Source organism: Paludisphaera borealis (assembly GCF_001956985.1).
Lineage (GTDB): Bacteria > Planctomycetota > Planctomycetia > Isosphaerales > Isosphaeraceae > Paludisphaera > Paludisphaera borealis.
The window spans coordinates 1,313,495-1,340,001 of sequence record NZ_CP019082.1 but is presented as its reverse complement, the minus strand read 5'-3'; the positions used below and the strand labels follow the sequence as shown (position 1 = coordinate 1,340,001).

The following is a 26,507-nucleotide window of genomic DNA, read 5'->3' as shown; positions in this document are numbered from 1 at the left end:
ATGCTTTGTAGCCGGCCTCTGTGAGGCCGGTCCGACGGGCGAGCGTCCCGGGGTCACAGACCCCGGCTACAACCGATCCTCGGCTACGCCTCGCTGAGTACGGCGGCGGGCTTGGCGTGGACTGTCAGCAGGTGGGCGATCTGGCCACGGCACGAGCCGCAGCCGGTCCCGGCGCGGGTCGCCTGGCCGATCTGGTTCAAATTCGTGCGACCGTCTTGGATCGCGGCGACGAGCGTTGATTCGCGGACGTGGTGGCAGTTGCAGATCTCCGGATCGGCCGACGCCGCGAACGCGCCGCCGGAGCAAAGCACGTCGACCCGATTGACCGGCAGTGGGTCGCCGCGATCGAGCCATCGCGCCAGGTCGGGCGAGCAACTGGTCTCGCCGACCAGCACCGCGCCCACGAGCCGGTCGTCGCGGACGATCAGCTTGCGGTACGTGCCGGTCCGCTCCTCAATGATCTGGATCACCTCGTCGGCGTCGGTCGCGGGACGGATCAACCCCATGCTGGCGACGCCCACGCCGGCGACTTTCAGCCGGGTGTACGACTTCGATCCCCGGTAGCGGATCTTGGGATCGGTGCCGGCCAGCACGTCGGCCAGGACGGCGCATTGCTCGTAGATCGGCTCGACGATCCCGTAGACCTGCCCGTCGTGCTCGGCGCACTCCCCGACGGCGTAGACTCCTGGTTCCGACGTGCCCAGGCGGTCGTCGACGAGAATCCCCCGATTGATCTTCAGGCCCGAGGCCGCCGCCGCGTCGACCCGGGGCCGGATGCCGCAGGCCAGAACGAGGAGATCGGCGGGCAGAGACCGACCGTCGCTCAGCTTGATCGCCTCAATTCGCTCCTCCCCGACGACGCCCGCCGCTCCGACGCCCGAGGCGATCTCGATCCCCAGCCGCTCGATCGCGCGACGAAGGAATTGCCCGCCGAGGGCGTCGACCTGCTGCTCCATCAGGGTCTCGGACGGCTGCACGACGGTGACGTGAACGCCGAGGTCGACCAGCGACTTGGCGGCTTCGAGCCCGAGGAGCCCGCCGCCGAGCACGATCGCGCGACTGCCGGCCTGGGCGTGATCGCGGATTCTGCGGCCGTCGTCGATCGTCCGATACGCGAAGATGCCGGGCTTCGGCTTTCCGTCAGCGCCACGCAGTCCGTCCATCGGGGGGATGAAGGCGCGGCTCCCGGTGGCGAAGACCGCGACGTCGTACGGATGGACCTCGCCGTCCGCCGTCTCGACGACGCGCCGGGCCGGGTCGACGCGGTCGACCAGCACGCCGGGGTGGAACGTGATGTCGTTCTCGGCGTACCACGAAGTCGGTTTGAGCGTGATCTCGTCCTGCGTGCCGCCGCCGAGGATGCGACCGATCAGGATCCGGTTGTAGAGCCCGTGCGGCTCCTCGCCGAAGACCTGGATCTCGAATCGGCTCACGGCACCCCGGCGCATCAGCTCGTCGAGGAGTCGTCCGGTCGCCAGCCCGTTGCCAATGACGGCGAGTCGCGTCTTGATCATGAGGGGTCTCCTTCGCCGGCTTCGACGGCCGCGATCCGCACCGCGGCCAGCTTGAATTCGGGCATCCGGCTGATTGGATCGAGCGCCGGATTGGTCAATCGGTTGGCCGCGTGCTCGCCTCCCCAGTGGAAGGGGCAGAACAGAGTGTCGGGCCGGACGTCGGCCGTCACCTCGACCTGGAACTCGATCCGACCGCGCCGGCTTTCGAGCGTCACCCGCGAACCATTGACGATCCGATGCCGCTGAGCGGCCGTCGGGTGAATCAGGACGATCGGTCGGGGCCGGGCGCGAACGAGTGGGCCGACCATGCGCGTCTGCGCCCCCGAGTTGTAGTGCTCTTTGTAGCGCCCGGTCGTGAAGAAGAACGGGTAATCGTCGTCAGGTTCCTCGCCGGCGGGCCGGTCCGCGACGGGCAAGAACCGCGCCCGGCCGTCGGGGTGGGCGAACCGGTCGGCGAACAGCCGAGGGGTTCCGGGATGCCCCTCGCCGGGGCACGGCCAGAAGACTCCCCGCTCGCGGTCGATCCGCTCGTAGGTGATGCCGCTGTAGTCGGCCGGCGCCCCCGCCGTGGCCCGCCGCAGCTCGTCGAAGACGCTCCGGGCGTCGTCGAAGGCGAACTTCGGCCCGCAGCCGAGGCGGTCGGCGAGCGCCCGGAGGATTTCCAGATCGCCGCGAACGCCCCCCGGCGGTCGAGCCACCCGGCGGCGGTGGATGACCCGGCCTTCGAGGTTGGTCATCGTCCCTTCTTCCTCGGCCCATTGCAGGACCGGCAAGACGACGTTGGCCAGCGAGCCCGTCTCGTTGAGGAAGGCGTCGCAGACGGTCAGGTGATCGAGCGACCGCAGCCGCTGGTCGATCCGGCCGGCGTCGGGCGAGGCGACCGCGACGTTCGAGCCCATCACCAAAAGCGTCCGCACCCCGCCGACCGAGCCGGCGGAGTCGAGCATCTCGAAGGCGCTCAGCCCCTTGCGAGGCAGCGACGCCGGGTCGACTTCCCAGACGCGGGCGACGGCCTCGCGGTGGGCATCGACCTCGATCAGCCGATAGCCGGGGAGTTGATCGGCCTTCTGGCCGTGCTCGCGCCCCCCCTGGCCGTTCCCCTGGCCGGTGAGCGTCCCCCAGCCGCTGTTGGGGCGGCCGGGAAGGCCCAGGGCGAGCGCCAGGTTGATGTAGGCCTGCGACGTGTCGACTCCCTTGCTCTGCTGCTCGGGGCCCCGGCCGCTGAGGATCATCGCGGACTTCGCCGAGCCCAGCCAGCGGACCGTCTTGCGAAGATCAGCCTCGGAGACCCCCGTCCGCCGCTCGACGACCGCCGGGTGATACGCGAGCGCCGAACGCCGGGCGGCGTCGAAGCCGTTGGTCCGATCCGCGACGTATTGGCAGTCGATCAACCCCTCCTCGATCGCCAGGTACAGCAGGCCGTTCGCCAGCGCCAAGTCGGAGCCGGGCGTGCCTTGCAGATGCAGGTCGGCGGCGCGGGCGGTGGCGGTCCGCCTCGGGTCGGAGACGATCAGCCGTCCGCCGGCCTTCTTCTGGCGGTCGAACCACTGCATGACAGGGGGCAACGTGTCGGCGGGATTGCCGCCGACGACGAGGACCACTTCCGCGTCGACGATGTCGGCCAGCGGAAACGGCAGACCTCGGTCGATTCCGAACGCCCGGTTGCCGGCCGCCGCGCCACTCGCCATGCAGTAGCGGCCGTTGTAGTCGATGTTCGCCGTCCCCACCGCCACGCGAGCGAACTTGCCCAGGAGGTACGCCTTCTCGTTGCTGAGCGCGCCCGAGCCGAACAAGCCGACGGCGTCGGGGCCGTAGGCGTCGCGGGTTTCGATGATCGCGTCGGCCACGGCGTCGAGGGCCGCATCCCACGAAGCCGTCCGCAGCTCGCCCCGGCTGCGGACCAGGGGCGACGTCAGCCGCTTGGGGTGGCGGAGCAACTCCGTGGAGGTCCACCCCTTGATGCAGAGGTCGCCGTTGTTGACCGGAAAGTGCGGGTCGCCCATGACCGACGCCGGCGAGTCGGGACTGCCCGCGCCGAACAGCATTCCGCATTGCAAGGCGCAATAGGGGCAGTGCGACTGGACGGCGAGATCGGTGATCGGCAACGCGGTGATCGAAGTCATTGCGGGAGAGGCCCGTCGGTTGCGCCGCGCGTGCGGCTCAGTAAACGTCGCGCTGGTAGCGGCCGGACTGGCTCATCGTCTTCAGGTACTCTTTGGCCGCGTCGGCCGACATCCGGCCCTGGTCGGCGACGATCTCGCGGAGGGCGAAATCGACGTCCAGGGCCATCTTGCGGGCGTCGCCGCAGACGTAGACGTGGGCGCCGGCTTCGAGCCAGCTCCACAGCTCGGCGGCCGACTCGCGCATCTTGTGCTGCACGTAGACCTTCTCGGCCTGGTCGCGCGAGAACGCCAGGTCGAGCCGCGTCAGCAGGCCGACGGCCCGGTACGTCTCGATCTCGTCGCGGTAGAGGTAATCGGTCTCGCTCCGCTGATCGCCGAAGAACAGCCAGTTACGGCCTTTGGCCCCTGATGACGCACGATCCTGGAGGAAGGCCCGAAACGGCGCGACGCCGGTCCCCGGTCCGATCATGACGACCGGGGCGCCGTCGTCGGCCGGCAGCCGGAACCCAGGGGACGTATGGACGAACACGCTGGCCTTGAGACGGGGCCGCAGCGTCTCGGCCAGGAAGTTCGACGCGACCCCGCGCCGCCGCCTTCCGCCTTGCTCGTACCGGACCACGCCGACCGTCAAATGGACCTCGTCGGGAAACGCTTTCAACGACGAGGAAATCGAGTACAGCCGAGGCTGAAGCGACGACAGCGCCCCGACCATCTCGCCCAGCGGCGGCCGGGCGGACGGGAACTGCTCCAGGACGTCGAGCACGTCCCAGTGCGCCGGGATTCCCTCGGCGTCGTCCTCGACCAACGTCCGCAGCGTGGCCGCCTCGGATTCGGTCGTGGCGTGAGCCGCCATCAACGAGGCGAAGTCGTCGCCGATCTTGGTGATCACATAATGGTTCGTCAGGGCCTCGTAAAGATGGATGCAGCTCCCGCCCGGGATCGGCACCCATTCGTCGCCGCGTGCGCCCATCGCCTTGATGATCGCCTCGACCAGTTCCGGGTCGTTCTCGGGGAACACGCCGAGGGCGTCGCCGACCTCGTACGACAGGCCGCTCCCCTTGAGCGAGAGCGCCACCATCCGGACGTCCTTGGCCGAGCCGGGGCGGTTCAGCGATTCGGACCTCAGGAGCGGCGCCCGGAACGGATTGGCCCGGCCGTGGGAGGACTTATCGACGACCGCGACCGAACCGTTGGTTTTGACCGGGCTCGATTTCCTGGCGGCGACCAGTTCCTTGAGCTTCCTGGCCGTCTCGCGACCGCCCGGCGTACACTTGGTCAGGTCGGACTCCTCGCCGCCGAAGACAGCCTCGGCGTAGGTCTTGCAGAGGTAGCCGCACGCGCCGCAGTCGAGCTGGGCCATCGCGGCCATCATCACCCGTTCGGGAGGGCGGCCGTCAGCCAGCTTCAGGCGCTCGTCGAGCGCCAGGGCCGGATCGTGCCAGGGGAAATCCTCCACGACGACCGGCTCGGCCGCGACCGGAATGGAGGGCGCGGCGAAAGAGTCGATCGGGGCTGAGTCGACGTTGAGCATGCCGGCGAAAAATCCGTTCAGCCAGGCTCGCTGCATGGGCGTGAACGGAGCGCTTTCGGGGAGGACGGGCACTGCCATGGCGTCTTTGAACCTCGATGGTCATGAGGAGGCCGGGTCTCGGCGCTCGAACCACGCTTTCAACTGCTCGGTCGGATGACGGCGCACGAAGCCGTCGAACGACTCGTCCGGCGACGACCGGCGCTCCTGGTAGGTTTGAAGCAACCGCTCCACCACCATCGGCACGTCCGTCGCAGGGACCGATCGGAGAACCTCGCGGCCGACGCCTCGCTCGTCGCCGTAACCGCCGCCCAGGAAGACGTGGTAGCCTTCAACCACGTCGTCGCCCACTTCGACGCCCGCGCCGAGCAGCCCGATGTCGCCGATGTAGTGCTGGGCGCACGAATTCGGGCAGCCGGTCAAATGGATGTTCACCGGCTGATTCATCGTGATTCGAGGGTCGAGGTGGTCGGCGATCGCCAACGCGTGGCTTTTGGTGTCGGACGCGGCGAACCGGCAGCCGGCGTTCCCCGTGCAGGCGATCAGCCCGCCGCGGACCGGCCCCGCCTTCCAGCCCAGGCCAAGGTCTTCGATCGCCGACCGGACGGCCGGAAGGTCGGCCTCGGCCACATCGGAGATCAGCAGGTTCTGCCAGACGGTCAACCGGATCGTGCCGCTGCCGTACCGGTCGGCGATCGCGGCCAGCCCGCGCATCTGGTCGGTCGTCATCCGGCCGACGGTCAGCACGACCCCCACGTAGAACCGTCCCGGCTGCTTCTGAGCGTGGACGCCGATATGGCCGTGCTTGTCGACCGCCGGCCTCGGCTGACACTGTTCGAGCGGAAACCGGGTCAAGCGGGACGGTAGCAGGGTCTCGACCGTCTCGACGAACTTCTCGTGCCCCCAACGGTCGAGCAGATATTTGAGCCGGGCCTTCTTGCGGTCGGTCCGGTCGCCGTGCTCGATGAAAACGCGGAGGATCGCCGCGGCCACGGGAATGCACTGGTCGGGAGTGAGCAAAACCCCCTCGTCGAGGGCGAAATCGCGGTGGCCGCTGATCCCGCCCAGCATCAGCCGAAAGTAAACCCCGGCCGGCGCGGCCTGGCCCTCGCCGACGCGAACCGCCGTGAAGCCGATGTCGTTGGTGTCTTCCAGCGCCGAGACGGCGCCGCCGCCGTCGAACGCGATGTTGAACTTCCTCGGCAGTCCGTAGAGCCAACGGTTGTGGAGGATGTAATGGTGCATCTCCCGACAGAACGGTCGGGTGTCGATCAGCTCCGACGGGTCGATCCCGGCGGTCGGACTGCCGGTGACGTTGCGGATGTTGTCGGCGCCCGAGCCTCGGGTCACGACGCCCAGGTCTTCGAGGGCCGTGACGACCTTCGGCCCGTCGGCCGCCTTGATCTCGCGGATCTGGAGGTTGGCCCGCGTGGTGGCGTCGGCGTAACCTCCCCCCCAATCGTCGGCGATCCGGGCGATCCCCCGGAATTGATGACTGTCGACGAAGCCCCCCGCCAGCCGCAGCCGGCACATGTACGCGTTTTGAGCGGGCGACACATAGAAAAGGCCGTGGTATTTGAAGGCGAGCACGTCGTCGCCTCGGGGGAACCGACTCTCGGCCGCGTGGCGGGCGAGGTCGTCCCACATGTCGAGCGGGTGGCGGACTCGCTTGGCTTGCTCCTGCGGCGTCAGCGTTTTCCCTTCATCGATCACACGACGCTGGGCGTTCCAGTGCAACTCCTCGGGGCCCGTCGTCCCATCCGGCTTGGGCGTCGGCGTCGAGGTCGCCGCCTTCGACAGCCCGAGCACCTGTTCGAACGTCGCCAAGCCCCGGCCCGCCCGGGCGAACTGGGCGCCGCTCATGAAACCCTGGAGGTATTGCTTCTGGTCGTCGAGAAATTCGTTCGGGTCCATGGGCTGTTTCCGATTCATCGGCGCCGACCGGCAATCAGGCTTCGGGTCGTATTCATTCCGACCGCGGCGAGCGAGCCCGCGAAATACGTCGACCTGCTGCTGAATAATTCAGCAATCCATGCAAGGGCACCGGTGAACTTAGCAGCCCGCGTGCCACGATTCGGCCGGGGCGAACGGACAATGGGCGCAAGATCGCCTATGAAAGGTATTTAACATCGATGAAAATTCGGCGGGACGGTCGCTGGAAATGCTGGGTCGTGGTGCCGGCTCAGGCTCGACCGCTCGGTTTTCGCGCAGCATCTGACTGGATTCGATGCGGCGAGATAAGGGCTTGCGCGGAGCAGCTTCCCGAGTTCCCGGCGCGCGTTGCGGAAGGAACGGTCATGAGCCTTTGGCTCAACCCGTCCCATGAAAATGGGGTCGGGTTGGGTTATGCTGCGGATGTCCGGCCCTGGGCGAGAGGCCGTCATTGGCTTTGGTGTCGCGAACCCGCGAAGGAACTTGGTCCCGGCCTCGGCTCGACTTCATGTCGAACCCCGTCCTGTCGCCCCCCGGAAGCGGGGGAGCACGTAGAAGAAACTGCTTTACGCCCCGAGGTCGTCCCACCGGCTCGGACTGCTTCGTTTCCGACCACTCGAGTTGGAGGGGACGTCATGGACATCGTTCACGATCGCTGCGCCGGGCTCGACGTCCACAAGAAGACCGTCGTCGCCTGCGTCCGCCACATCAACCCCGACGGCTCGGTCGCCTCGGTGGTCCACACCTTCGGCACGATGACCGCGGACTTGCTGGCCCTGGCCGACTGGCTCGACGCCCACGGCGTCCGCGAGGTCGCCATGGAGAGCACGGGCGTCTACTGGAAGCCGATCTTCCACATCCTGGAAGGGCGATTCGACGTGATGCTGGTCAACGCCGGGCGGCTCAAGCAGGTCCCCGGCCGCAAGACCGACGTCAAGGACGCCGAGTGGATCGCCCAGTTGCTCCAGCACGGCCTGCTGTCGCCCAGCTTCATCCCCAAGCCGGAGATCCGCGAGCTTCGCGACCTGACCCGGCAGCGCACCGAGTTGGTCCGCGACCGCGCCGCGGTGGCCAATCGCCTCCAGAAGACGCTGGAGGACGCCAACGTCAAGCTGGGGTCGGTGGCCAGCGACGTCCTGGGGGCCTCGGGGCGCGCCATGATCCGGGCGATCATCGACGGCCAGGACGACCCGGAGAAGCTGGCCGATCTGGCCAAGCAGCGGCTCCGGGGCAAGATCCCCGAGCTGAGGCGGGCGCTGTTGGGCCGGGTCACCGACCACCACCGCTTCGTGCTCCGGCTGCTGACGGATCAGATCGACGCGTTGGAACGCCTGATCGAGCGGCTGGACGAGCGGATCGACGAGGCCATGAGGCCGTTCGACGAGGCGGCGGGCCGGCTCCAGGGGATCCCCGGAGTGGGGGATCGGGCGGCGGAGGTGATCGTGGGGGAGATCGGGCCGGACGTGGAGTCGTTCCCGACCGCGGGCCACCTCTGCTCCTGGGCGGGGCTGTGCCCGGGCAACGACCAAAGCGCCGGCAAACGCCGCAGCGGCAAGACGACCAAGGGGAGTCCGTGGCTGCGTTCGCTCCTGGTGCAGTCGGCGTGGTCGGCCAGCCACGCCAAGAACACCGCCTTCAGCATCTGCTACCGTCGATGGGTCCCACGACTCGGGAAAAAGAAGGCTCTCATCGCCGTGGCGCACAAGATCCTGGTGGTGATCTGGCACCTGCTCAAGAACGGGGCCGACTACCGCGAACGCCAACTACCAGCCCCTGCAGCCTGACACATGGCCCGGAAGATTTTCAGAAGAACCCATTGCGGGCGCGTTGGATGAGCGTGATTGGTTCGCTCGTTGCGCGCGGACATCAAGAAATGCCGGCGCAAACATCCCGTCTCCCTTGGGGGGAATGGGGCCGAAGGCCGGATGAGGGTCGCGGCGCTTCGAGGCAGGTGCGTGCGGGAACCGTCTTTTTGCCGGCCGAGATCCTGTCGTGTCCGTTACGGCGAGCCGTGGGACCGACCGCACGGAGGTCGGTCCCACGCCAAGCCTGAAAACACGTGTTCGAGCGTCAAACCGCGAGAGCCGAGGGTCATTTCGAGAAGCTGAGCCCCGGGTCGTCCGGGCCGTCGCCGACGATCCGGAAGGTCATGTGCGTGGGGTCGGTCCACGACACCCGGCCGACGATCGCCGGCCCCTGGTCCTGAACCAACGTGAGCAGGCCGTCGCCGAAGGTCGACGAACCGTTGAACGTCCGCGGCTGGTCTTTGTGCGTCGCCTTCCAGGTGAACGCGCCCCCTTCGGCGATGGTGAGCGACACCGTAAGATCGGCCGACGGCGTGGCGGTCCACGTTCCGGCGATCGTCGCCCCCGCGGGCAGGACCGTGTCCGTCGCCGGCGCGGGCGCCGTCGTCGCCACGGGCTCGGTCTTGGGCGCGTCGAGCTGCTTGAGCAGCTTCGCCGACAGCGTGTCGCTCGGGCTGAGCGCCACGACGTGCTTGAGAGCCGTCACCGCCGCGTCGGTGAACCCCTGGGTCAGGTAGTGATAAGCGAGCACGAACCACGCCGGGCCCGAGCTGTGCGACTTGCAGTAGGCTTCGAGCGCCCGGAGCTGCACCGTGTAGACGTCGACGTTGGGATACAGGCCGACCAGGGTCGTCCAATCCCAACCGGGTCCGACCGAGAGCACGGCGTAAAGGGTCGCCGCGGCCTCTTCGTAACGGCCCAGGGCGAACAGGCATGCGCCCCGGAACTCGTGCAGCGTGGTATCGCTGGGAAGCTGCTTCAGGGCCTCGTCGGTCTGCTTGAGGGCCTCGTCGTAATTCCCCTGCTTGAAGGACTCGCGGCCCGCGTCGAACAGGGCGACCGCCGGGTCGGCCGTCATCTGGTCGACAGGCGCGGCCGTCGTGTCGATCGGCTGCGAATAGTCGTAAGGGGCGCTCGCGACGAACGCATTCGAGTAATAAGGGTTCATGTACGGCATGTAGCCCATGCCGTACAGAGATGAGCCGTACCCCCAAGAGGACAGGCCCCAGCCCAGTCCCAGGCCCATCCCCATGCCCCAGCCGAGCCCCGAGCCCCAGAGGCCGCCTCCCCAGTACGGCGACCGCCATCCCCAGGCCGCGTTGTCGTGGCCGTTCCAGTAACCGTGCATCCAACCGTTGTGATAGCCACCGTAGGCGTTGAACCCGTACGGGCGCATCGTCGACGCGCCGTAAACTCCGCGCCCGCCGGCCACCCCGCCGACGCGGCCCACGTCGGCGAAGCTGCGTCCGCCGGCCGTCGTCCCCGCGATGCCGTACACGCCTCGACCGGCTTCGACGCCCCCCAGCCCGCGACCGCCGACTCCGGCGGCGCCATAGTTGACACTCCCGCCCCGAGCCGTGTTGTACGAGCCGGTGCGAGCCCCGTAGTCGAGCCGACCCGCGCCGGGCGCGTTGTAGGTGCGTGGAGCGCTGAACGACGGAGTACGGCCGAACGACGACATCCCGCCGTAACCGCCCCGATACCCCCCGTAACCGCCGCTGAAGCCGCCGCCACGAAAGCCACCGCCGCCATAGCCGCCATAGCCGCCACCGCCACGAAAGCCACCGCCGCCGTAGCCGCCGCCACGGAAGCCGCCACCGCCGCCGCCTCTTCCTCCGCCGCCGAAGCCCCGAGCGAAGGCCAGGTCGGCGGGCGCCAGGACGGCCATCGACAAAATCAGGAGCGATCGCATCATCAAATTGCGGTTCATCGTGGGCTCCTTGGGGCGTCGGGTGATTCGGAAGTCGCCTTCTTGTCGTCGACTTTCGGCCCCGGCGACGAGGGGACCCGGACGAGTGTGTAGGTTGCTCCGTCCGACTCACGCCGGCCGTCGACGATGCGGTCGGTCGAGACCCAACGGACCAGGTCGGGGCGTTCGCGGGTCATGATGTTGGTGGCCGAGGCGGTCGAGCCTTCCGGCTGGACGGCGGCATGCTTGACGATCCAGCGATCACCGTCGCGCGTCCATCGACCTTCGCCGAAGCCTCCTTCCGAATCGAATTCCCACGACCGGAGCTGTTTGGCCAGCGGGTCCCAGCCGATCCGCTGGATGATCGACAGTGCGGGCTTGCCCTGATGCTTGACGGTGAACGACCGGATCAGGAAGTTGCCATCCTCCGACCATCGGCAGTTGACCCGGACGACGGCGTCGTCCCCCTCGTCGAGCCAGTCGCCGATCAACCACGAAAGCTCTTCCAGCCGCTCGTGCGGGGGGACGCTCGGATCGCGCTCCTCGCGAACGTCGGCGATCAGCCAGCGGCCCTCGCGACGGACGTAGAGCACCGTGTACAGCCGCGAGACCGCCGGCCCCTTGACCGGCGTCACGATCGATCGGCCTTCTTCCTTGGCGGCGTCGGGCGTGAGGAACCGGATCGACTCGACGTCGAAGGCGATTTTGGCCCCCTTGTTCGCCTCGAACGTCTCGGCCAGGGATTTCGCGACCAGGGCGCGACCCCGGTAATGCGATCCGTCGTCCTCGACGACTTCCGCGTCCTCGGCGAACAGGGCGGCCAGGGCCTTGGCGTCGCCGTTGTTGTAAGCCTGGACGAACGCCTCGTCGAGGCCGAGGATCGTCTTCTCCTCGGCCGTCGGCCCCGGGGTAGGGCCCCGCGCCCCGGCGGCCTCGGTCCTGGTGGCGTCCTGGGCGTGGGCGGGGCGGATTCCTGGGTCGCCGGGTGATCCCGGCACCGAGAGGAACGCCAGCAAGAGCGTGATCCAAGGCTTCCGAAACGACATGACAGTCCCATCCTTCAGCGGCTAAAGGTGTGAGTCGACCCGGATCGGTTCACGGAAATTCGCGTCTCGGCCATTCAACGACCTCTTCGAGCCCACTTCCGCACAGGAGCACTCTAGAACGAGAATCACGAACTTGGGATGTTGGCGACGGTCCCGCGCGACGGTTCGGTCGTGTTGATTCGACCAGGCTCCGCGCCGGTCCGCGCGAATCGCCCTCTTGAGCGAAAGCAGCTTGTCGGTTATAGAATAAGGTATTCCAGCGTCGAAACGATCTACGTCGTTGCGCTTTCGTGAACGAGTCGTAAGGAACCCCAAGGAGAACGCATGGCCAGTCGTCGTCGAGGTAAAGGTCGCCGCAAGGTCGGGCGCAAGAAGCGCCGGATGCGGAGTCGGATTCGTCATCGCAAAAAATAAGCATTGAGCGCCCGCCGGTTCATCCATTCGGAAGCCGTATCGCCGCCGGTTCGCCGCCGGACGGACAAGAGCCGTCCGCGTCCCGCCTGCCACAATCCACGGTCAGCCTCGCCGCTTGCAACACTGAGCGCCGGGGCTGTTCGTATTTTACGGTCGGCGGCGGCCGGCGCCGGCTGGGCCGGCAAAATCGCCGGCGCGGGTTTGGCGGCGGAAACCTCCGGCCGTATGATGGAGAGAGCGCCGGCGTGAGGGCTCGGCGCGTGTTTTTTCTTGGAGCGGGCCATGGAAAGTCTGCCTGACAATCGTCCCTCGGTTGAACTCCTCGAATCGACTCATCCGTTCCCCGGCAGTTACACGATCAAGGCGATCGGCCTGGTCGACGACGATTTCGAACAGCGGGTCGTCGCCGCGGTTTCCGAGCATCTGGCGGCGGCGTCCGATCTCGATTATTCGGTCCGCGCCACTAGGGGAGGGCGGCACATCGCCCTCACGCTCGACATGAACGTGCAGAACGCCGAGCAGGTTCGTTCGATCTACGCCGAGATCCGCGACGTTCGCGGCCTGACCCTGCTTTTTTGATCTCGACGCACTTGCCGTCGTCCTCGATTGACTGAGACTTCATGACGGAAAGCCTTTCGCCCTCCCAGTGGATCGACCTGGCCCAGTGCGACGACGCCCGCGACGTGGTTCATCGGGCGGTCGCCTGCCTGGCCCAGGGAGGAGTCGTCGGCCTCAGCCTTGAGACGGTCTATTGCCTGGCCGCCTCCGCCCTCAACCCGACGGGGGTCGCCAAGCTGCGCGAGCTTCGCGGCGAGTCCGAGAGTCGGCCCCTGACGATCTTGCTGAAAGGGCCGGAAGAGACGACCGACTGGGTCTCCCACATCCCCGACAGTAGCCGCAGGCTCGTCCGAAGGCTCTGGCCCGGACCAGTCACGCTGCTTTTTCCCAAGGATGCGTGCAACGGCTTGTATCAGCGCCTCCCCGACCAGGTGAAGCCGCTGATCTCGCCCAACGGCGACATCGCCCTGCGCTGTCCGGAAGACCGTTTGATCCGGCATATCCTCCGGTTCTCCCCGGCGCCCCTGGTTCTCAGCCTCGTACGCGGGGCCGACCAGGCCCCAGCCGCGACGGCCGACGCGCTCCGCTCGATGGCCGGCCTCGACATGGCCATCGATTCCGGGCCGACCCGCTACGGCCAGGTCTCCACCACCGTCCGCATTGAGGAGAACGGCTGGTCGGTCGTCCGCGAGGGCGTGGTCGACGCCGAGACGCTCACCCGGCTCTCGGGCCTGATCCTCGTGTTCGTCTGCACGGGCAACACCTGCCGCAGTCCAATGGCCGAGGCGATCTGCAAAGTGCTCCTGTCGCGACGCCTCCAGTGCCCCGTCGACGCGCTTCAGGAACGCGGCTACGCAGTCGTTTCGGCCGGAGTCGCGGCGTCCACCGGATCGCCCGCCGCGACTCATGCGATCGAGGTCCTCCGGTCCATGGGAGGCTCGCTCGACCGCCACCGCAGCCGGGGCGTCACCCCCGAACTGGTCCAGCAGGCGGACTGCCTCTTCGCCATGACGACCGACCACCTGGACGCCCTGCTCAACGTCGTCCCCGGTGCCCAGCCGCGCGCGTTCCTCCTCGATCCCGAGGGGAACGACGTTCCCGACCCGATCGGCGCGGACCTACCGACCTATCGCCGAACCGCCGAGACGATCGAGCGCATGCTCACCCAGCGACTCGACCAGATCGGCGTTCCCGACCTCTCGAAACGACCCGCCGGCTGACCGGGGGAACATCCTCGAGCGCACGCGGCGACGACCGCGGTTCGCTCTCGACTTCAACGGCCCCCGCACGCGCCAGCCGCGGCCGGGAAGCACGCCGGCGACGCCGTGAACGTAACATGAAGCTTTTCACCCGATTCTCGGCCCATTTCCTTCGTTTAGGCCTTAACAAAGTAAATTTCGAAAAATCATCTTTCCTTGCGTGATTTGGTGCGTTATATTAGGAGTCGAGCCATCACAACACGCATTCATGTCGCAGATGATTCGTGATTCGACTGTTCATTCGCTCTCTGGCCGACGTCCTACTAAGTAAGATTAAACCGAAGTGACAGTCCCATGAAGCGACGACGGTCCGACGGAGCGCGGCCCCCCGACTCCTCTGCGCCATCGAATCCAGCGACGATTGTTTTTGGTTCTCACGACGTAGTGCGCTTTGGTCACGGAGGAGTGACCAATCTTGCTCCCCCAATCCCCTGGCATCAGACCTCGAACAGGATGTTAGTAGGTTCTTCACAGGCTGTTTTTCAGCTTTTCCATTCCCTGGACCGTTGGCGGTCCAGGGACCTACGAAGGATTTACGAGAATGATCGAGCCCACGCGCACCAGTACCTTTCCCATGGTTCGGCCTCTCCGAGTCGATGAGAGCCCGCAACGCACCCTGCCGGACCTCATGGTGGATCTGGTCAATCGACTGACCAGCTTGCCGGGCCGAAAAGCCGTGGAATTGCCGCGGGGGTCGGTCCACAGCTACAGGGACCAGGATTTCGAATACGTCGAGATCGCTCTCACCGGCGTCGACGACGTCGAGGCCGACATCTGCATCCACGGCGGTCGCGTCTTCGTCCGCATCGTCCGCTGACCGCCGCGCTCTCCGGAACCGAGACCAGGCGGCTTCGCCATCGAACCGCCCATGCCCGCGCCACGCTGACTTCCACTTGATGCCACGCGACCACCACGACCCTTACAAGGCACGGCCGGGCTCGGCCTCGTGCACGGTCTCTCTTACGTTCCGTTGAATCCTCGCAAATCCGAACTTTCGGGCCCCTGAGTCATCCTCGGCCGATCCTGAAACCAACACTTCCACACAACGGTTTTGCTCCAAAACCTCACTCTCTGTCCACTTACAACTCCGAATTCATTCGAACATCGCGATCGACGGGTCGGGCTTGCCAAGTCGCCGTGGAATGTCCAGAATGACCGGCAGTCGAGGGGCTCGGACGGAACCGTCGGGGGGTGGTGCGAGAATGGCGGTAGCTTCACTCAACCCGGATGCGGAGCTGGTCGAAAAACCCGAGACCGCGGTCCACCGGCTCGGCGAGCAGGTCTTCGACATGGTGGCCGAAATCGGCGACGTGGGCCTGTTCTCGGTTCAGACGCTGATCTGGATCTTCCGCCGACGTCCGAGGTGGTCGGTGCTGGTGCCGATCTTCTACGCGATCGGCGTGCAAAGCGTGTCGGTGGTGGCGGTCACCGGGACGTTCATCGGCATGGTGCTCGCGGTCCAGGCGCATCACGAGTTCCAGATGATGGGGCTGGCCACTCGGCTGGGCTCGGTCATCAACATCTCGCTGGTGAAGGAGCTGGGGCCGGTGCTCGCCGCGACGATGCTGGCGGGCCGGGTCGGGTCGTCGATGGCGGCCGAGCTGGGGACGATGCGGGTGACCGAGCAGATCGACGCCCTCTCAGCGCTGGGCACGAACCCGATCTATTACCTGGCCGTCCCCCGGTTCATGGCCTGTCTGCTCTTGATCCCGCTGTTGACGCTGATGGCCGACTTCATGGGGGTCATCGGCGGCGCGGTGGTCAGCACGCAGGTGATGGGCATCGACTCGTTCGCCTACTGGAAGCACTCGCGCGACTACGTCGAGGGCCTCGACATCTTCGCAGGGATCTTCAAGAGCTATTTCTTCGGCGCGGCGATCGCTCTAATCAGTTGCCATCGCGGATTCAATTCGAGCGCCGGGGCCGAAGGCGTGGGCAAGGCCGCGACCGAGGCCTTCGTGTACTCGTTCATGGCCATCCTGTTCCTGGACTTTGTGTTGGGCATCGGGTGGAACACGGTTTATCGCTCGTTCTGGCCTCAGGCCTCGGGCCTGCTATGAGCGATGCCGAAACCCCCGCCGACCCGACGACGCCGGTCCAGCCGGCGCGCGCCGATCTGATCCAGATTCAGCGGGTGTCGATCCGGTTCCGCCAGCAGCAGGTGCTGCGGAACGTCGAGCTGACGATCCGTCGCGGCGAGACGGTCTGCGTGATCGGCGAGAGCGGCTGCGGCAAGACCGTGCTCTTGAAGCTGATCATCGGCCTCTTGCATCCCACCAGCGGCAAGATCCTCTTCGACGGCGCCGACGTGACCCGCCTGGGGGGTAAGAAGCTGGTCCAGCTTCGCCTCCGGTTCGGCTTCCTCTTCCAGTCGGCCGCGCTCTTCGACAGCCTCACCGTCTACGACAACGTGGCGTTCGGACTGCGGGAGCACCAGGTCTGCGACGAGGAGAAGATCCGCGCGATCGTCTCCGAGCGGCTCCTGGAAGTCGGCCTCCCCGCGGGCCTCGAACGCAAGAAGCCGGCCGAGCTCTCCGGCGGTCAGCGCAAGCGGGTCGGCTTGGCGCGGGCCTTGGCCCTCGACCCCGAAGTCATGCTTTACGACGAACCCACCACCGGCCTCGACCCGATCATGACCGACGTCATCAACGAGCTGATCCTCCAGACCCAGAAGTCCAGCAAGAAGACCGGGATCGTGGTCACGCACGAGATGAAGACCGTGCAGAAGGTGGCCGATCGGGTGGTCATGTTCTACCCCCTGACGCGGATCGGACGCGACGATTCCCAGATCCTCTACGACGGTCCGCCCGAGGGCCTGGAAAGCTCGTCCGACCCGCGCGTCCGGCAATTCGTCCGCGGCGAGGCCGGCGAACGGCTCCGCGAGATGGCCCAGAATCGCGGCGGCGGCGTATAATACCCCTCGGTCAGTCGGACGCCGGTCCCGAGCGCCTGTGATGGAAGAGGAAGTTCCTCATGAATGAACGGGTCATGCAGTTCCGGATCGGCATGTTCGTGATCGTCGCCGGTCTGGTCCTGACAATGCTGATCGTCTGGTTCGGCGAGTCCCCGCAGATCCTTCGCGAGCAGGGCTACATCAAGGTCCACTACGCCGAAGCGCCTGGGGTCCTCCAGGGGGTGGCCGTCCGCAAGAGCGGAATCCGGGTCGGCGAGGTCGTGGCCATCGACTTCGACGACCGCGACAATCAGCCCGACGGCGTACTCGTGACCATCGCGCTGGAACGCAAATTCAAGATCCGCGAGGGCTCGGTGCCTCGGCTTACGCGGTCGCTGATCGGCGACGTCACCATCGACCTGCTTCCCGGCTCGGGCGAGGGACGGCTTCAGATGGCGCCCACGCCCGCCGCGGCGCTGGTGATCGAGGGCGAGGTCGCCGCCGACCCCTCCAAGGCGCTCGCCGCGGCGACCAAGGCGTTCGAACGGGCCGGAACCACCCTCGACACGATCCAGGAGGCGGCGAACGGCGTGGCGAAGCTCTCCAAGAGCGCCCAGAAGCTCGACGAGTTCCTGGTCACCTGGGATACCACGGGCAAGAACGTCTCGGGCGCGGCCGAGGGCATCCGCGGCTTCATCGGCGACAACCAGACCGAATTCAAGACGACGATGGCAAACCTCCAGAAGGTCGCCGACAAGCTCAACACCACCCTCGACCCCGCCACGCAAGACGCCTTCAAAACCGGCGTCGCGAAGTTCTCGGCGGCCTCCGCGCGGCTCGACTCGGCGATCGCCGACGCCCAGCCGCTGCTCAAGGATCTCGGCGCGCCGGTGAACAAGACGCCGTCGACCGACTTCGGCCAGACCGTCCGCCGGGTCAACCGGATCGCCTCCGACCTCGAACTGCTCTCGGCCGTCCTCCGCACCCGCCAGGGCACGCTCAACACCAACGGCGCGATCCAGAAGCTGCTCACCCAGGGCGAACTCTACGACAACTTCAACACCGTCGCCGTCTCCGCCAACCAGACGCTCAACCAGCTCAAGCTCGTCCTCGCCTCGTTCCGCAGCTTCGCCGAAAAAGTCTCCCAGGACCCCGGCGCCATCTCGCGGGGCGCGTTCAACCGTTGAGGACGGCCGGACGCGCCTACCTGGCGCGCGGCTCCAAGAGGATCTTCAGCCCATCGATGTCCTGATCGATCATGCCGACGAGGCTGCGCCCGTTCTGCGTGTCGATGCTGTGGTTCTTCGGCGAGACCGCGTAACCCTTCAGCGCGACGTTGAGCATGTAACGCTCGGTCGGAAGGCCGTCGATCGCGAACCGGCCCTCGGCGTCGAGATCGAAGTACCGGGCGTCCCATGCGTCTTCCCGGGAGAGCAGAAGCCTCGTCTTCGGCGGAACCGGCTTCTCATCGGAGAGCAGGACGCGCCCCTTGATCGTATGCCCGCGAACCACGACGAAATCCCCCGCGTCGGTCGTCGCCCCTTCGCCCCCGGAGTGGATCTTCTTCGCATCGGCCGCTCCGCCGTCCTTCACGCTCCCCATCACCGTATAAACGAAATAGCCCTCGTCGGGGTGGACGTTCACGAAGGTGAACCGTCCATCGGAATCGGTTCCGACCGATGTCTCGCCGAGCCAGCCGTCGCTGCCGCGATTGACCTGAACCAGGCCGACCTCGCAGCCGACGACGGGCTTGCCGTCGCGGACCACCCGGCCGATCAGCGTCGCCCCTGGGGTCATCGTCAGCGTCTGCGGATTCGCCTCGGGCTTGCAGCCGTGAAAGATTCGGGGCGCGACGCCGCTCCCGGTCGCACGCAGGTCCGCGTATTCCATCGGCGATTTCGACGTCATCACGAACTCGCCCTTCAGGTTGGTCACGGCCAGTGGGTCGAGGATGTCCGGGCTGAAGCCCCGAAACGCCTCGGTCGCGAAGCCTTGGGGAGTGAGTTTGACGCCGGCCAGCGGACGGCCGCCGGCGTCGACGACGACCCCCTTCAAGATCCGGTTCGCCTCGAACGTGCTCGGGTCGAAGGCCGAGAGCGTCACCTTGACCGGCTCCTTCAGGGGGTCCGACTTCATCGCGAACGTCGGGCGGAACCCATCGGCCATGACCAGGACGTTGAACAGCAGTTCGGGGTCGACGGCGTCGATCCGAAATTCGCCTTTTACGTCCGTCTCAGCACTCTTGCGGCAGTCGAGGTAGCACGACGGGCAGAGCGGGCTCGTCCCCTTGCGGACGCCGGCCGAGTCGATCGCCACGTGCGCCCCGACGACCGGAGCGCCGTCGGTCGTCGTCACGCGCCCCACGAGAACAGGCCGGTCAGCCGTCAGGGCGAGGAGAATCAAGGGGATCAGGGCAGGGGACATGGCTGGTTCCTCGTAGATCAAGATGAACTTACTCGATTCCTCGCAGCCGCTCGTTCACATCGGGAAGCTCGATGCGAATATCCTTCTGTCCTTCTGCAACGTCGGCTCGCTTGAGGTTCCGGATGTTCCTCTCGGTCCCTTCGTTGCGGTAGGCCATGATCCGCTTCGCTCCTCGCGGGAGACCGGTCAGATGGAAGCGCCCCGACGCGTCGGTGTTCTGGAACCAGACGGCCCCATTTGGTGCGTAGAGCACGGGCCCTCGATGGTCGCGTTCATAAGTGGCCGTCACGCCCGCAAGCGGCTTTCCCCTCGGATCGACGACGACACCGGTTATTTCCTGGTCTGAGAAGGGGAGTCGAAAGTCCTCGAAGCGAGCGTCCTCTCCCGGCTTGACCTTCACGTCGGCGCTTGTCGCGGTGGCGTGCCCGTCGACCTCGACCCGTATGCTGAAGACGCCGCCTGGGATCAGCCTCTTGAAGGAATACGAACCGTCGCCAGCGACCTGGCAGCCGACGTCCACGGCCTTTCCGAACGACGGGTCGGACTGCTCGGCGTATCTGACGTTCCGGAAAAGCGTCATGCGGGCTTCCGGAAGCGGGACGCCGTCGTCGCCCAGGACGCGCCCGGAGAGCGAACCGAGCGGAGAGAGTCGGACCTCGATCTCTCCGGTTTTCTTGCCCGGTGCGTCGATTCGAGTGATCTCCGCAGTTCCCCCCTGTAAGCCGTCAGGACCCACAACATCGACGGTTGCGCTCTGGCCGCTTTGCAATCCCCTCGTGCGATAGCGACCTTCGGCGTCCGTGCGGCCCTTGTCGGTCCCCCCTGAGGTATACGCGCTATCGAGGAGGCTGACCTCGGCGTTACGAACCGGACGACCGTCCGGGCTGACGACCCGGATCACGGCCTCTCTTAAGCGATTGAGGGGAATATCGGCAAGCTCGATCGTCTGTCCGGCCTCGCCCTCGGCCTGCCGCGAGTAACTCGGGTTCGGGGGATCGCCCACGTCCCCTCGGAGGGGATGGTCGAACTCACGAGGCACGCCAAAGACTTCGGCGGCGCCACGACCGGCAGGCACGACCATGCGATAGCGGCCGTTGAAATCGGTGCGGCAGTCGAGCCCGAACGGGGACCCCTTCCGACCGTGTTGCGGTTCCGGGATGTATCGAACGTCAACGTTTCCAACCCCCTGACCACTGGCGCCGTCGACGACTCGGCCCCTGACGACCAGGCCGCGAGGCAAGACGAGGGTGTACTCGCTCTCCTTCGGCGTCTCCGGGATCGAGACTTCAACGTCGGCCGGCACCGCATCCGCTTGGGGATTGAGGGCGCGAAGAACCACCGTACCAGGCACGAGCCCCTCGATGCGAAACTTCCCCTCGGCGTCGAGCTTCGCGGCCCCAAAGACCCTCGTTGCGGACTTCATGACGTAGTTCAATTGGGCGTTCGGGGCGGGCTTGTCGTCGGCCTCGAACACGACGCGACCGTTCAAGACGTGATCGGCCACGCGGATCGTGAGCGTGAAGTCGCCGCGAAGGAGTTCCGGGTCGGCAAGTTTGCCGGCCTCACGGCTCGGATTCTGTTGGGCTGTCGCTTGTGATGGAGGAGGTTCGGTCGCCGCATACACCACAAGTCGCTCGTGCTGGGGCTCGGCGACGATCAGCGTGACGGCCATCTCGCGCGACAACCCGCGAACGATAAAACGGCCGTCCGCTCCGGTTTTTACACCAAGGAAGCCCGACCACCTGAGGTCCATTCGATTCTCCGTGTCCCGCTCGTCGCCGTCCGGTTGATCCAGAGCACCGAGAGCAGTGATCAAGATGCTTGCTCCTGCGACGGGATTGCCTCCGGGCTCGACGAGCTTCCCGCGAATGATTCCCTCCTCGCCCAGAGTCAGCGTGATCGGCACAGTGAGGTGATGGGGTTTCAAGGGTAGCCAGGCCAGCCCCCGCCCGGATGCGAGGGCGACGACGTCACAGGGGTACACGGTCTCGCCCGTGTAGAGCACTCTGGGAATTCCCGACGCGAGGACCTCCGTGAACTCGAAACGCCCGTCGGCGTCGGTCGTCCGCTCAGCCAGAGCGTCGTTGATGATTTCTCCGGGCAACAATTTGTCTCTCCTCGCGAAGTCCACGCGACCCAATCGGCTCGCGGTCCATTCGCGGAGATAAACTCGCGCACCTGCAATCGGCCTTCCCGCCGCGTCGAGCACCCGGCCCGAGGCCGAGAGCGTCGAATCAATCGCAGGCGGGTCGGGCTTACGCGCCTCGTTCTGAATCACCGCCGGCTTCGGTGAGTCCTCGCCGCGCGGCTTCTGGCTCAGGGCCCCCGGCCCGAAGAATCCGACGGCCGCAACCGCGAGACCGGTCGTCACCACGGCGGCCCCGATCTTCAGCTTGATCGCCAGGACCGATCCCAGCTCCTCACCCACAAGCGTAGCGACGGCCGCCGAAGCTCCCGCGGCGGCGAAGCTCGCCTTCCAGGCCAGCGCGGCCGTGGATTTGACGAGCGCGGACGAAATGGCGGCGGCCTCGGTGGCTTGCATCCCGCCTGTCAGGACCGTGGCTGCCAGAGCAGGCGCGACGCCTCGGCGGATGAGTCGCGATTGGAGCTTCTCGCGGCCTCGGGCCAGGCGGCTTTTGACGGTTCCGAGCGGCCAACAAAGCCGCTGCGAGGCTTCCTCGTGCGAAAGCCCTTGGAGGCAGCAAAGGACGACGGGGAGGCGCTGGACGTCGCGGAGTCGGTCGATTTCTTGATCGAGGATCGATCGCAGCTCGGAGTCATCTGCGCGGTCGACGGCTTTCGCGGCGATCTCTTCGACCATCGCTTCCTCCTTCGCCCGGCGGCGGTCGGCGCGCTTGCGAGACCGCCAGGCGATCCGGCACGCGACCCGGTGAAGCCAGCCGCCGAGCGTCTCGCGATTGCGAACCGACCCCGCGCGACGGGCAAGAACGAGAAACGTGGCCTGGAGCGCGTCTTCCGCGAGATGCGGGTCGGCGAGAATCCGCCGGCAGGTGCCAAACACCATCGGCCCGTGCCGCTTCACCAGCTCGGCGAACGCCGCCTCGGCGCCGGCGACTTGGCGAGCCTGGAATCGGTCCAGAAGCGCCCCGTCCGACAGGCCGCCGAGCGAGCCGGCGTGAAACAGCGTTTCCATCTGCTCGACCAGGCGTACGTCTTGATGAATGCGCGTCATGTTCCGACCTCGCTCCGGCGGTTCGTTCGACCCTTCCACCGAGTTTGAGACCTCGCCCCGCGACCTGGATCCATCTTTCTGGCTCAGGGCGGATCTTTCCAGATTCTTCGATCCGTCGCATTCGGCACCGAGGTATCATACAATCCTTGAACACACGGTATGACAACCTCTCAACGTCCCTGGGAGCCACGCCCATGCGAGAGCCGAATCGCCGTCACTTCCTCCACGACACCGCCAAGCTGGCCGCCGCGATCGCCGCGCTGCCGGCCGGCTACGCCAAGGCGGCTTCGCCCGCCGACGAGCCGGCCGACTCGTCGAAGCCGAGCGCGAACGAGACGCTGCGCGTCGCGGTGATCGGCGTCCATGGTCGTGGAATGGACCACGTCGAAGGCTTCTGCAAGCAGAAGAACGTGACCGTCGCGACGATCTGCGACATCGACCCGCAATCCGGCGCGCGCGCCCAGCACGAGGTCGAGAAGCTCTCTCCAGGCTCGGCGCCGAAGTACGTCCAGGACATTCGCCGCCTGCTCGACGACAAGTCGATCGACGCCGTCTCGATCGCCACGCCCAACCACTGGCACGCGCTCGCCGCGATCTGGGCGATCCAGGCCGGCAAGGACGTCTACGTCGAGAAGCCGGTCAGCCACAACGTCAGCGAGGGCCGGCGGATCGTCGAGGCCGCGCGGAAGCACGACAAGATCGTCCAGACCGGGACCCAGTGCCGCAGCCACAAGGGGATTCAGGACGCGATGGCGTTCCTCCGCTCGGGCAAGCTCGGCCAGATCTACATGGCCAAGGGGCTCTGCTACAAGCCGCGCGGCTCGATCGGCCACAAACCCGACGGCCCCGTCCCGGCCGGCGTGGACTACAACCTCTGGCTCGGCCCCGCCCCCGAACGGCCGTTCAACCCCAACCGGTTCCACTACAACTGGCACTGGAACTGGGACTACGGCAACGGCGACCTCGGCAACCAGGGCATCCACCAGATGGACCTCGCCCGCTGGGGGATCGACAAGCACGAGCTGCCGAAGACCGTGCAGTCGTCCGGCGGCCGATTCGGCTACTCCGACGACGGCCAGACGCCCAACACGCTGACCACCAGCTTCGGCTTCGACGACTGCGAGCTTCAGTTCGAAGTCCGCGGCCTGATCACCAACGACGAGATGAAGGTCAGGATCGGCGACATCTTCTACGGCACCGAAGGCATCCTGACGATCACAAGCTACACCAACTGGCAAACCTTCTTCGGCCCCAAGCTCGACCCCGGCCCGGCGGGCTCCGGCGGCGGCGATCACTACGCCAACTTCGTCAAGGCCGTCCGCGCCCGCGATCACAAGGCGCTCAACGCCGACATCGAGGAAGGCCACCTTTCGAGCGCCTACTGCCACCTCGGAAACATCGCCTACCGCCTCGGCCGCAAGCTCCACGTCAACCCGACCGCCGAGACGTTCGTGAACGACTCGGAAGCCGATACGTATCTTACGCGGCCCTATCGCGCAGGCTTCGTCGTGCCGGCGAAGATCTGAGCACGTAAGTCGTATGAGAAGGTAAGCGCGACGGTCGTCGCGCTTACCTTCGAGCTTGCTTGTATGGGGGTGATCCGCCGGGAACGCCGCACCAACTCAGTCCTCGTCGAGCAGCAATCCAGCTTGCGGGATCGGCTGCGCCAATTCGCCTATTTCCTCGGCCCGCTTCGCCCAACGCCCGGCGAGGACGCCGCAAATGAGCAGTTGCAACGGGTGATAGATCATGATCGGCAGGAGGATCAGGCCCAGGTCGGGCGATTCGCCGAACATGAGCTGGGCCATCGGCACGCCGGAGGCGAGCGTCTTTTTCGACCCGCAGAAGATCGCGGCGATGCGGTCGGGCGTCGAGAAGCCGAGGCGGTCGCAGATCCAGCCGATCAGGAACATCACGGCGAAGAACAGCACGATCGACGCCGCCAGCGTCGCGAACGCGTCAAGGCCGTGTCCCCGCCAGACGCCCATCGCCACCGAGTCGCAGAACGACGTATAGACCAGCAAGAGGATCGTGATCCGATCGACCACGTTGATCTTCGCCTTGTTGCGCGCCGCCCACCCGCCGAGCCATCGCCGCGCGATCTGGCCGACAACGAGCGGCAGGACGAGCCAGACGACGAGGTCGATCATCACGCCGGTCAGCGACGCGCCTTCTCCGCTCGCTCCGCGATACCAGCCGATCGACAGTGGAGTGAGCACCACGCCGAGCAGGCTGGAAAGCGTCGCGTTGAAGACGGCGGCCGGCACGTTGCCCCGCGCGGCCGCCGTGAGCGCGACCGACGACGACACCGTCGACGGCAACGCGCACAGATAGAACGAGCCCAGCCGGAGCGGGGCCGAGATGTACCCGCCGAAGACCGCCAGCATCGCCAGCCCCAGCACCGGAAACAACAAGAACGTGCCAAGCTGAACGACCACATGCAGCCGCCACTGAAAGGCCCCGGCCCGGAGCGCCCCGAACGAGAGGGCGACCCCGTGCAGGAAGAAGATCAGAGCCACGCCCCCCTTGGTCACGATCTCCGGATGCAGCCACCCGCCGTGAGCCCCCGGCCCCGGAAACACGCACGCCAGCGCAACGGCGATCACCATCCCCGGCAGGAACCAATCGAACCGCCGCCGCGTCATTCCGCGTTCCCTTCGATGTCGTGCACTCTTCGCGTTCCGTCGACCGCAAGAACGCGCAGATACAGCCCCGCCCCGGTGATGGCACCCGCGATCGGGGAGAGGATGTAAACCGTCAAGAACCCCGCGCCCCTGGGGCCGGGCAGGGCGATCGGTCCCCAGCCCGCGAGCCAGGCGAAGAGTCGCGGGCCGAAGTCGCGCGCGGGGTTGAAGCAGGCTTGCGTCAACGGGGCGATCACCGAAATCAACGCCGCGACCGCCAGGCCGATGAACACCGCCGCCAGGCCGTTGGGCGGGGCCGACGGGTTGCGGTCGTCGGTGACGGCGAAGACGACCAGAGCCAGAACGAGCGTGCCCAGGAATTCGGCGAGGCACGCAGCGGGCTCGGACACCAGCTTGTTGAACCGTTCGTGTCGGTCGATCGAGTAGGGCCCCTCGGCGTTCGAGAGCGGGCCGGGGCTGGGGAAGTATTCGCCGTAGCACATCGCGGTGATCTCGCTCCCCGCCGCGCCCCGGACGACGTTCTTGGCTTCCTCGCGGAGCTTCAGGTACGGGTTGAACAGCACGTATAACGTCGCCGCCGCAACGAACGCGCCGGCCGTCTGCGAAGCGATGTACGGCCCCACCAACCGCCAGGGAAAGCGTCCCCAGACGGCGAAGGCCAGCGTGATCGCCGGATTGATGTGCGCGCCGCTGATCGCGCCGACGGCGTAGACCGCCAGCATGATCGCCACGCCCCAGACGATCGCGACCTGCCAGAGCCCGCTCTGCGCCCCGGTCAAAACCGATGCATGCACGACCCCGCAGCCAAGGAAAATCAGCAGGTACGTGCCCACAAACTCCGCCGCGCACGGCTTCGCCAGGGATGGTCGTTCGTCGCTCACGCCGACTCCTTCATCTCGCGGAACCCTCGAAATCGAATCCGGACATTCTCAGGGTCCCCAGAACGAACCGCAAGATTCGGCCGACCTGAGCCCACTTCAATTTCCTCATCCTTTTTAGCCATAAACTCTTACAACTATATTAGCCGCAATTTATATCGAGATAACGCTGATCTAACCTTCTCTGTCTAAGCTTCTTCCGTAAAGACGACCCGAAGGCGGCCTTCCGCCGCGGCTTCTTTGTTTGGGAGGTTGGATCGTGATGGACGACTCCGTGTTCCGCATCCTTGTCTTACCGGTCTGCTCGGGAGTTCTCGCTGGGCTGGTTCTGGGCTTTATCGCTTTTCAATTGATCGAATCGGTCGGCTGGCTACTGGCGCGAGTCG

At 66.4% G+C, this 26,507-nt stretch carries 18 protein-coding genes and 1 pseudogene; 8 read left to right on the top strand and 11 right to left on the bottom strand.

Features of this window, described 5'->3' with window-relative positions; genetic code table 11:
• Positions 1–83: 83 nt before the first annotated feature.
• From BSF38_RS05175 to BSF38_RS05160, 4 genes are read right to left on the bottom strand one after another with little or no spacing between them, the layout of a single operon-like run.
• Entirely contained in the window at positions 84–1,514 is a 1,431-nt protein-coding gene (locus BSF38_RS05175; RefSeq protein WP_076343760.1) for an FAD-dependent oxidoreductase, read from the bottom strand.
• On the bottom strand, positions 1,511–3,637 hold the full coding sequence (locus BSF38_RS05170; RefSeq protein ID WP_076343759.1) for a molybdopterin oxidoreductase family protein: 2,127 nt from the start codon (positions 3,635–3,637) through the stop codon (positions 1,511–1,513). Before BSF38_RS05170 ends, BSF38_RS05175 begins: the two co-directional genes overlap by 4 nt.
• 37 nt (positions 3,638–3,674) lie before the next feature.
• Positions 3,675–5,246, bottom strand: a complete 1,572-nt coding sequence (locus tag BSF38_RS05165) for a sulfite reductase subunit alpha (RefSeq protein WP_076343758.1) — start codon at positions 5,244–5,246, stop codon at positions 3,675–3,677.
• A gap of 21 nt (positions 5,247–5,267) precedes the next feature.
• The gene (locus tag BSF38_RS05160) at positions 5,268–7,079 is read right to left on the bottom strand and encodes a NirA family protein (protein WP_076350607.1); all 1,812 of its coding nucleotides are present in this window, start codon (positions 7,077–7,079) and stop codon (positions 5,268–5,270) included.
• 653 nt (positions 7,080–7,732) lie between these two features.
• Here BSF38_RS05160 and BSF38_RS05155 point away from each other — a divergent pair.
• Entirely contained in the window at positions 7,733–8,881 is a 1,149-nt protein-coding gene (locus BSF38_RS05155; protein WP_076343043.1) for an IS110 family RNA-guided transposase, read from the top strand.
• Positions 8,882–9,188: 307 nt separating this feature from the next.
• Here BSF38_RS05155 and BSF38_RS32345 read toward each other — a convergent pair whose 3' ends face one another.
• Both BSF38_RS32345 and BSF38_RS05145 read right to left on the bottom strand, forming a co-directional pair.
• Positions 9,189–10,832, bottom strand: coding sequence for a tetratricopeptide repeat protein (locus tag BSF38_RS32345; protein ID WP_076343757.1), 1,644 nt, complete (start codon positions 10,830–10,832; stop codon positions 9,189–9,191).
• Positions 10,829–11,857: a YybH family protein gene (locus BSF38_RS05145; protein WP_083712705.1), complete on the bottom strand. Its 1,029-nt coding sequence runs from the start codon at positions 11,855–11,857 to the stop codon at positions 10,829–10,831. Before BSF38_RS05145 ends, BSF38_RS32345 begins: the two co-directional genes overlap by 4 nt.
• A gap of 696 nt (positions 11,858–12,553) precedes the next feature.
• On the opposite strand from BSF38_RS05145, the gene BSF38_RS05140 reads away from it, so the two are divergent.
• From BSF38_RS05140 to BSF38_RS05115, 6 genes are all read left to right on the top strand, one after another.
• On the top strand, positions 12,554–12,850 hold the full coding sequence (locus BSF38_RS05140; RefSeq protein WP_076343756.1) for a YbeD family protein: 297 nt from the start codon (positions 12,554–12,556) through the stop codon (positions 12,848–12,850).
• Positions 12,851–12,891: 41 nt separating this feature from the next.
• On the top strand, positions 12,892–14,049 hold the full coding sequence (locus tag BSF38_RS05135; RefSeq protein ID WP_076343755.1) for a Sua5/YciO/YrdC/YwlC family protein: 1,158 nt from the start codon (positions 12,892–12,894) through the stop codon (positions 14,047–14,049).
• A 580-nt stretch (positions 14,050–14,629) separates the two neighbouring features.
• A complete protein-coding gene (locus tag BSF38_RS05130; RefSeq protein WP_076343754.1) occupies positions 14,630–14,905 on the top strand; it encodes a hypothetical protein in 276 nt (91 codons plus the stop codon).
• A gap of 385 nt (positions 14,906–15,290) precedes the next feature.
• A complete protein-coding gene (locus BSF38_RS05125; RefSeq protein ID WP_076343753.1) occupies positions 15,291–16,148 on the top strand; it encodes an MlaE family ABC transporter permease in 858 nt (285 codons plus the stop codon).
• Entirely contained in the window at positions 16,145–17,002 is an 858-nt protein-coding gene (locus BSF38_RS05120) for an ABC transporter ATP-binding protein (protein WP_076343752.1), read from the top strand. Before BSF38_RS05125 ends, BSF38_RS05120 begins: the two co-directional genes overlap by 4 nt.
• A 59-nt stretch (positions 17,003–17,061) precedes the next feature.
• Complete coding sequence (locus BSF38_RS05115; RefSeq protein ID WP_076343751.1) at positions 17,062–18,168, top strand: MlaD family protein; 1,107 nt, start codon at positions 17,062–17,064, stop codon at positions 18,166–18,168.
• 16 nt (positions 18,169–18,184) lie between these two features.
• Here the strand turns inward: BSF38_RS05115 and BSF38_RS05110 are convergent, their stop codons facing one another.
• The 3 genes and pseudogenes from BSF38_RS05110 to BSF38_RS32565 all read right to left on the bottom strand — a co-directional run.
• Positions 18,185–19,405 (bottom strand): carboxypeptidase regulatory-like domain-containing protein, encoded by a 1,221-nt coding sequence (locus tag BSF38_RS05110; protein ID WP_076343750.1) that lies wholly within the window; start codon positions 19,403–19,405, stop codon positions 18,185–18,187.
• Between the two features lie 28 nt (positions 19,406–19,433).
• Positions 19,434–21,536, bottom strand: coding sequence for a carboxypeptidase-like regulatory domain-containing protein (locus BSF38_RS05105; RefSeq protein WP_237170746.1), 2,103 nt, complete (start codon positions 21,534–21,536; stop codon positions 19,434–19,436).
• 522 nt (positions 21,537–22,058) lie between these two features.
• Positions 22,059–22,430: pseudogene (locus tag BSF38_RS32565) on the bottom strand (RNA polymerase sigma factor); the annotation flags it as partial.
• Between the two features lie 362 nt (positions 22,431–22,792).
• Between BSF38_RS32565 and BSF38_RS05100 the strand changes: the two are divergent.
• Positions 22,793–24,124, top strand: a complete 1,332-nt coding sequence (locus BSF38_RS05100; protein WP_076343748.1) for a Gfo/Idh/MocA family protein — start codon at positions 22,793–22,795, stop codon at positions 24,122–24,124.
• A 96-nt stretch (positions 24,125–24,220) separates the two neighbouring features.
• Here BSF38_RS05100 and BSF38_RS05095 read toward each other — a convergent pair whose 3' ends face one another.
• Positions 24,221–25,243 (bottom strand): bile acid:sodium symporter family protein, encoded by a 1,023-nt coding sequence (locus tag BSF38_RS05095; protein ID WP_076343747.1) that lies wholly within the window; start codon positions 25,241–25,243, stop codon positions 24,221–24,223.
• Positions 25,240–26,124 (bottom strand): MIP/aquaporin family protein, encoded by an 885-nt coding sequence (locus tag BSF38_RS05090; protein WP_076343746.1) that lies wholly within the window; start codon positions 26,122–26,124, stop codon positions 25,240–25,242. Before BSF38_RS05090 ends, BSF38_RS05095 begins: the two co-directional genes overlap by 4 nt.
• Between the last annotated feature and the right edge of the window lie 383 nt (positions 26,125–26,507).

Bases quoted from the DNA above. Each gene is read 5' to 3' on its own strand.
- BSF38_RS05175 (WP_076343760.1), bottom strand. From the start codon at position 1,514: ATGATCAAGACGCGACTCGCCGTCATTGGCAACGGGCTGGCGACCGGA.
- BSF38_RS05170 (WP_076343759.1), bottom strand. From the start codon at position 3,637: ATGACTTCGATCACCGCGTTGCCGATCACCGATCTCGCCGTCCAGTCG.
- BSF38_RS05165 (WP_076343758.1), bottom strand. From the start codon at position 5,246: ATGGCAGTGCCCGTCCTCCCCGAAAGCGCTCCGTTCACGCCCATGCAG.
- BSF38_RS05160 (WP_076350607.1), bottom strand. From the start codon at position 7,079: ATGGACCCGAACGAATTTCTCGACGACCAGAAGCAATACCTCCAGGGT.
- BSF38_RS05155 (WP_076343043.1), top strand. From the start codon at position 7,733: ATGGACATCGTTCACGATCGCTGCGCCGGGCTCGACGTCCACAAGAAG.
- BSF38_RS32345 (WP_076343757.1), bottom strand. From the start codon at position 10,832: ATGAACCGCAATTTGATGATGCGATCGCTCCTGATTTTGTCGATGGCC.
- BSF38_RS05145 (WP_083712705.1), bottom strand. From the start codon at position 11,857: ATGTCGTTTCGGAAGCCTTGGATCACGCTCTTGCTGGCGTTCCTCTCG.
- BSF38_RS05140 (WP_076343756.1), top strand. From the start codon at position 12,554: ATGGAAAGTCTGCCTGACAATCGTCCCTCGGTTGAACTCCTCGAATCG.
- BSF38_RS05135 (WP_076343755.1), top strand. From the start codon at position 12,892: ATGACGGAAAGCCTTTCGCCCTCCCAGTGGATCGACCTGGCCCAGTGC.
- BSF38_RS05130 (WP_076343754.1), top strand. From the start codon at position 14,630: ATGATCGAGCCCACGCGCACCAGTACCTTTCCCATGGTTCGGCCTCTC.
- BSF38_RS05125 (WP_076343753.1), top strand. From the start codon at position 15,291: ATGGCGGTAGCTTCACTCAACCCGGATGCGGAGCTGGTCGAAAAACCC.
- BSF38_RS05120 (WP_076343752.1), top strand. From the start codon at position 16,145: ATGAGCGATGCCGAAACCCCCGCCGACCCGACGACGCCGGTCCAGCCG.
- BSF38_RS05115 (WP_076343751.1), top strand. From the start codon at position 17,062: ATGAATGAACGGGTCATGCAGTTCCGGATCGGCATGTTCGTGATCGTC.
- BSF38_RS05110 (WP_076343750.1), bottom strand. From the start codon at position 19,405: ATGTCCCCTGCCCTGATCCCCTTGATTCTCCTCGCCCTGACGGCTGAC.
- BSF38_RS05100 (WP_076343748.1), top strand. From the start codon at position 22,793: ATGCGAGAGCCGAATCGCCGTCACTTCCTCCACGACACCGCCAAGCTG.
- BSF38_RS05095 (WP_076343747.1), bottom strand. From the start codon at position 25,243: ATGACGCGGCGGCGGTTCGATTGGTTCCTGCCGGGGATGGTGATCGCC.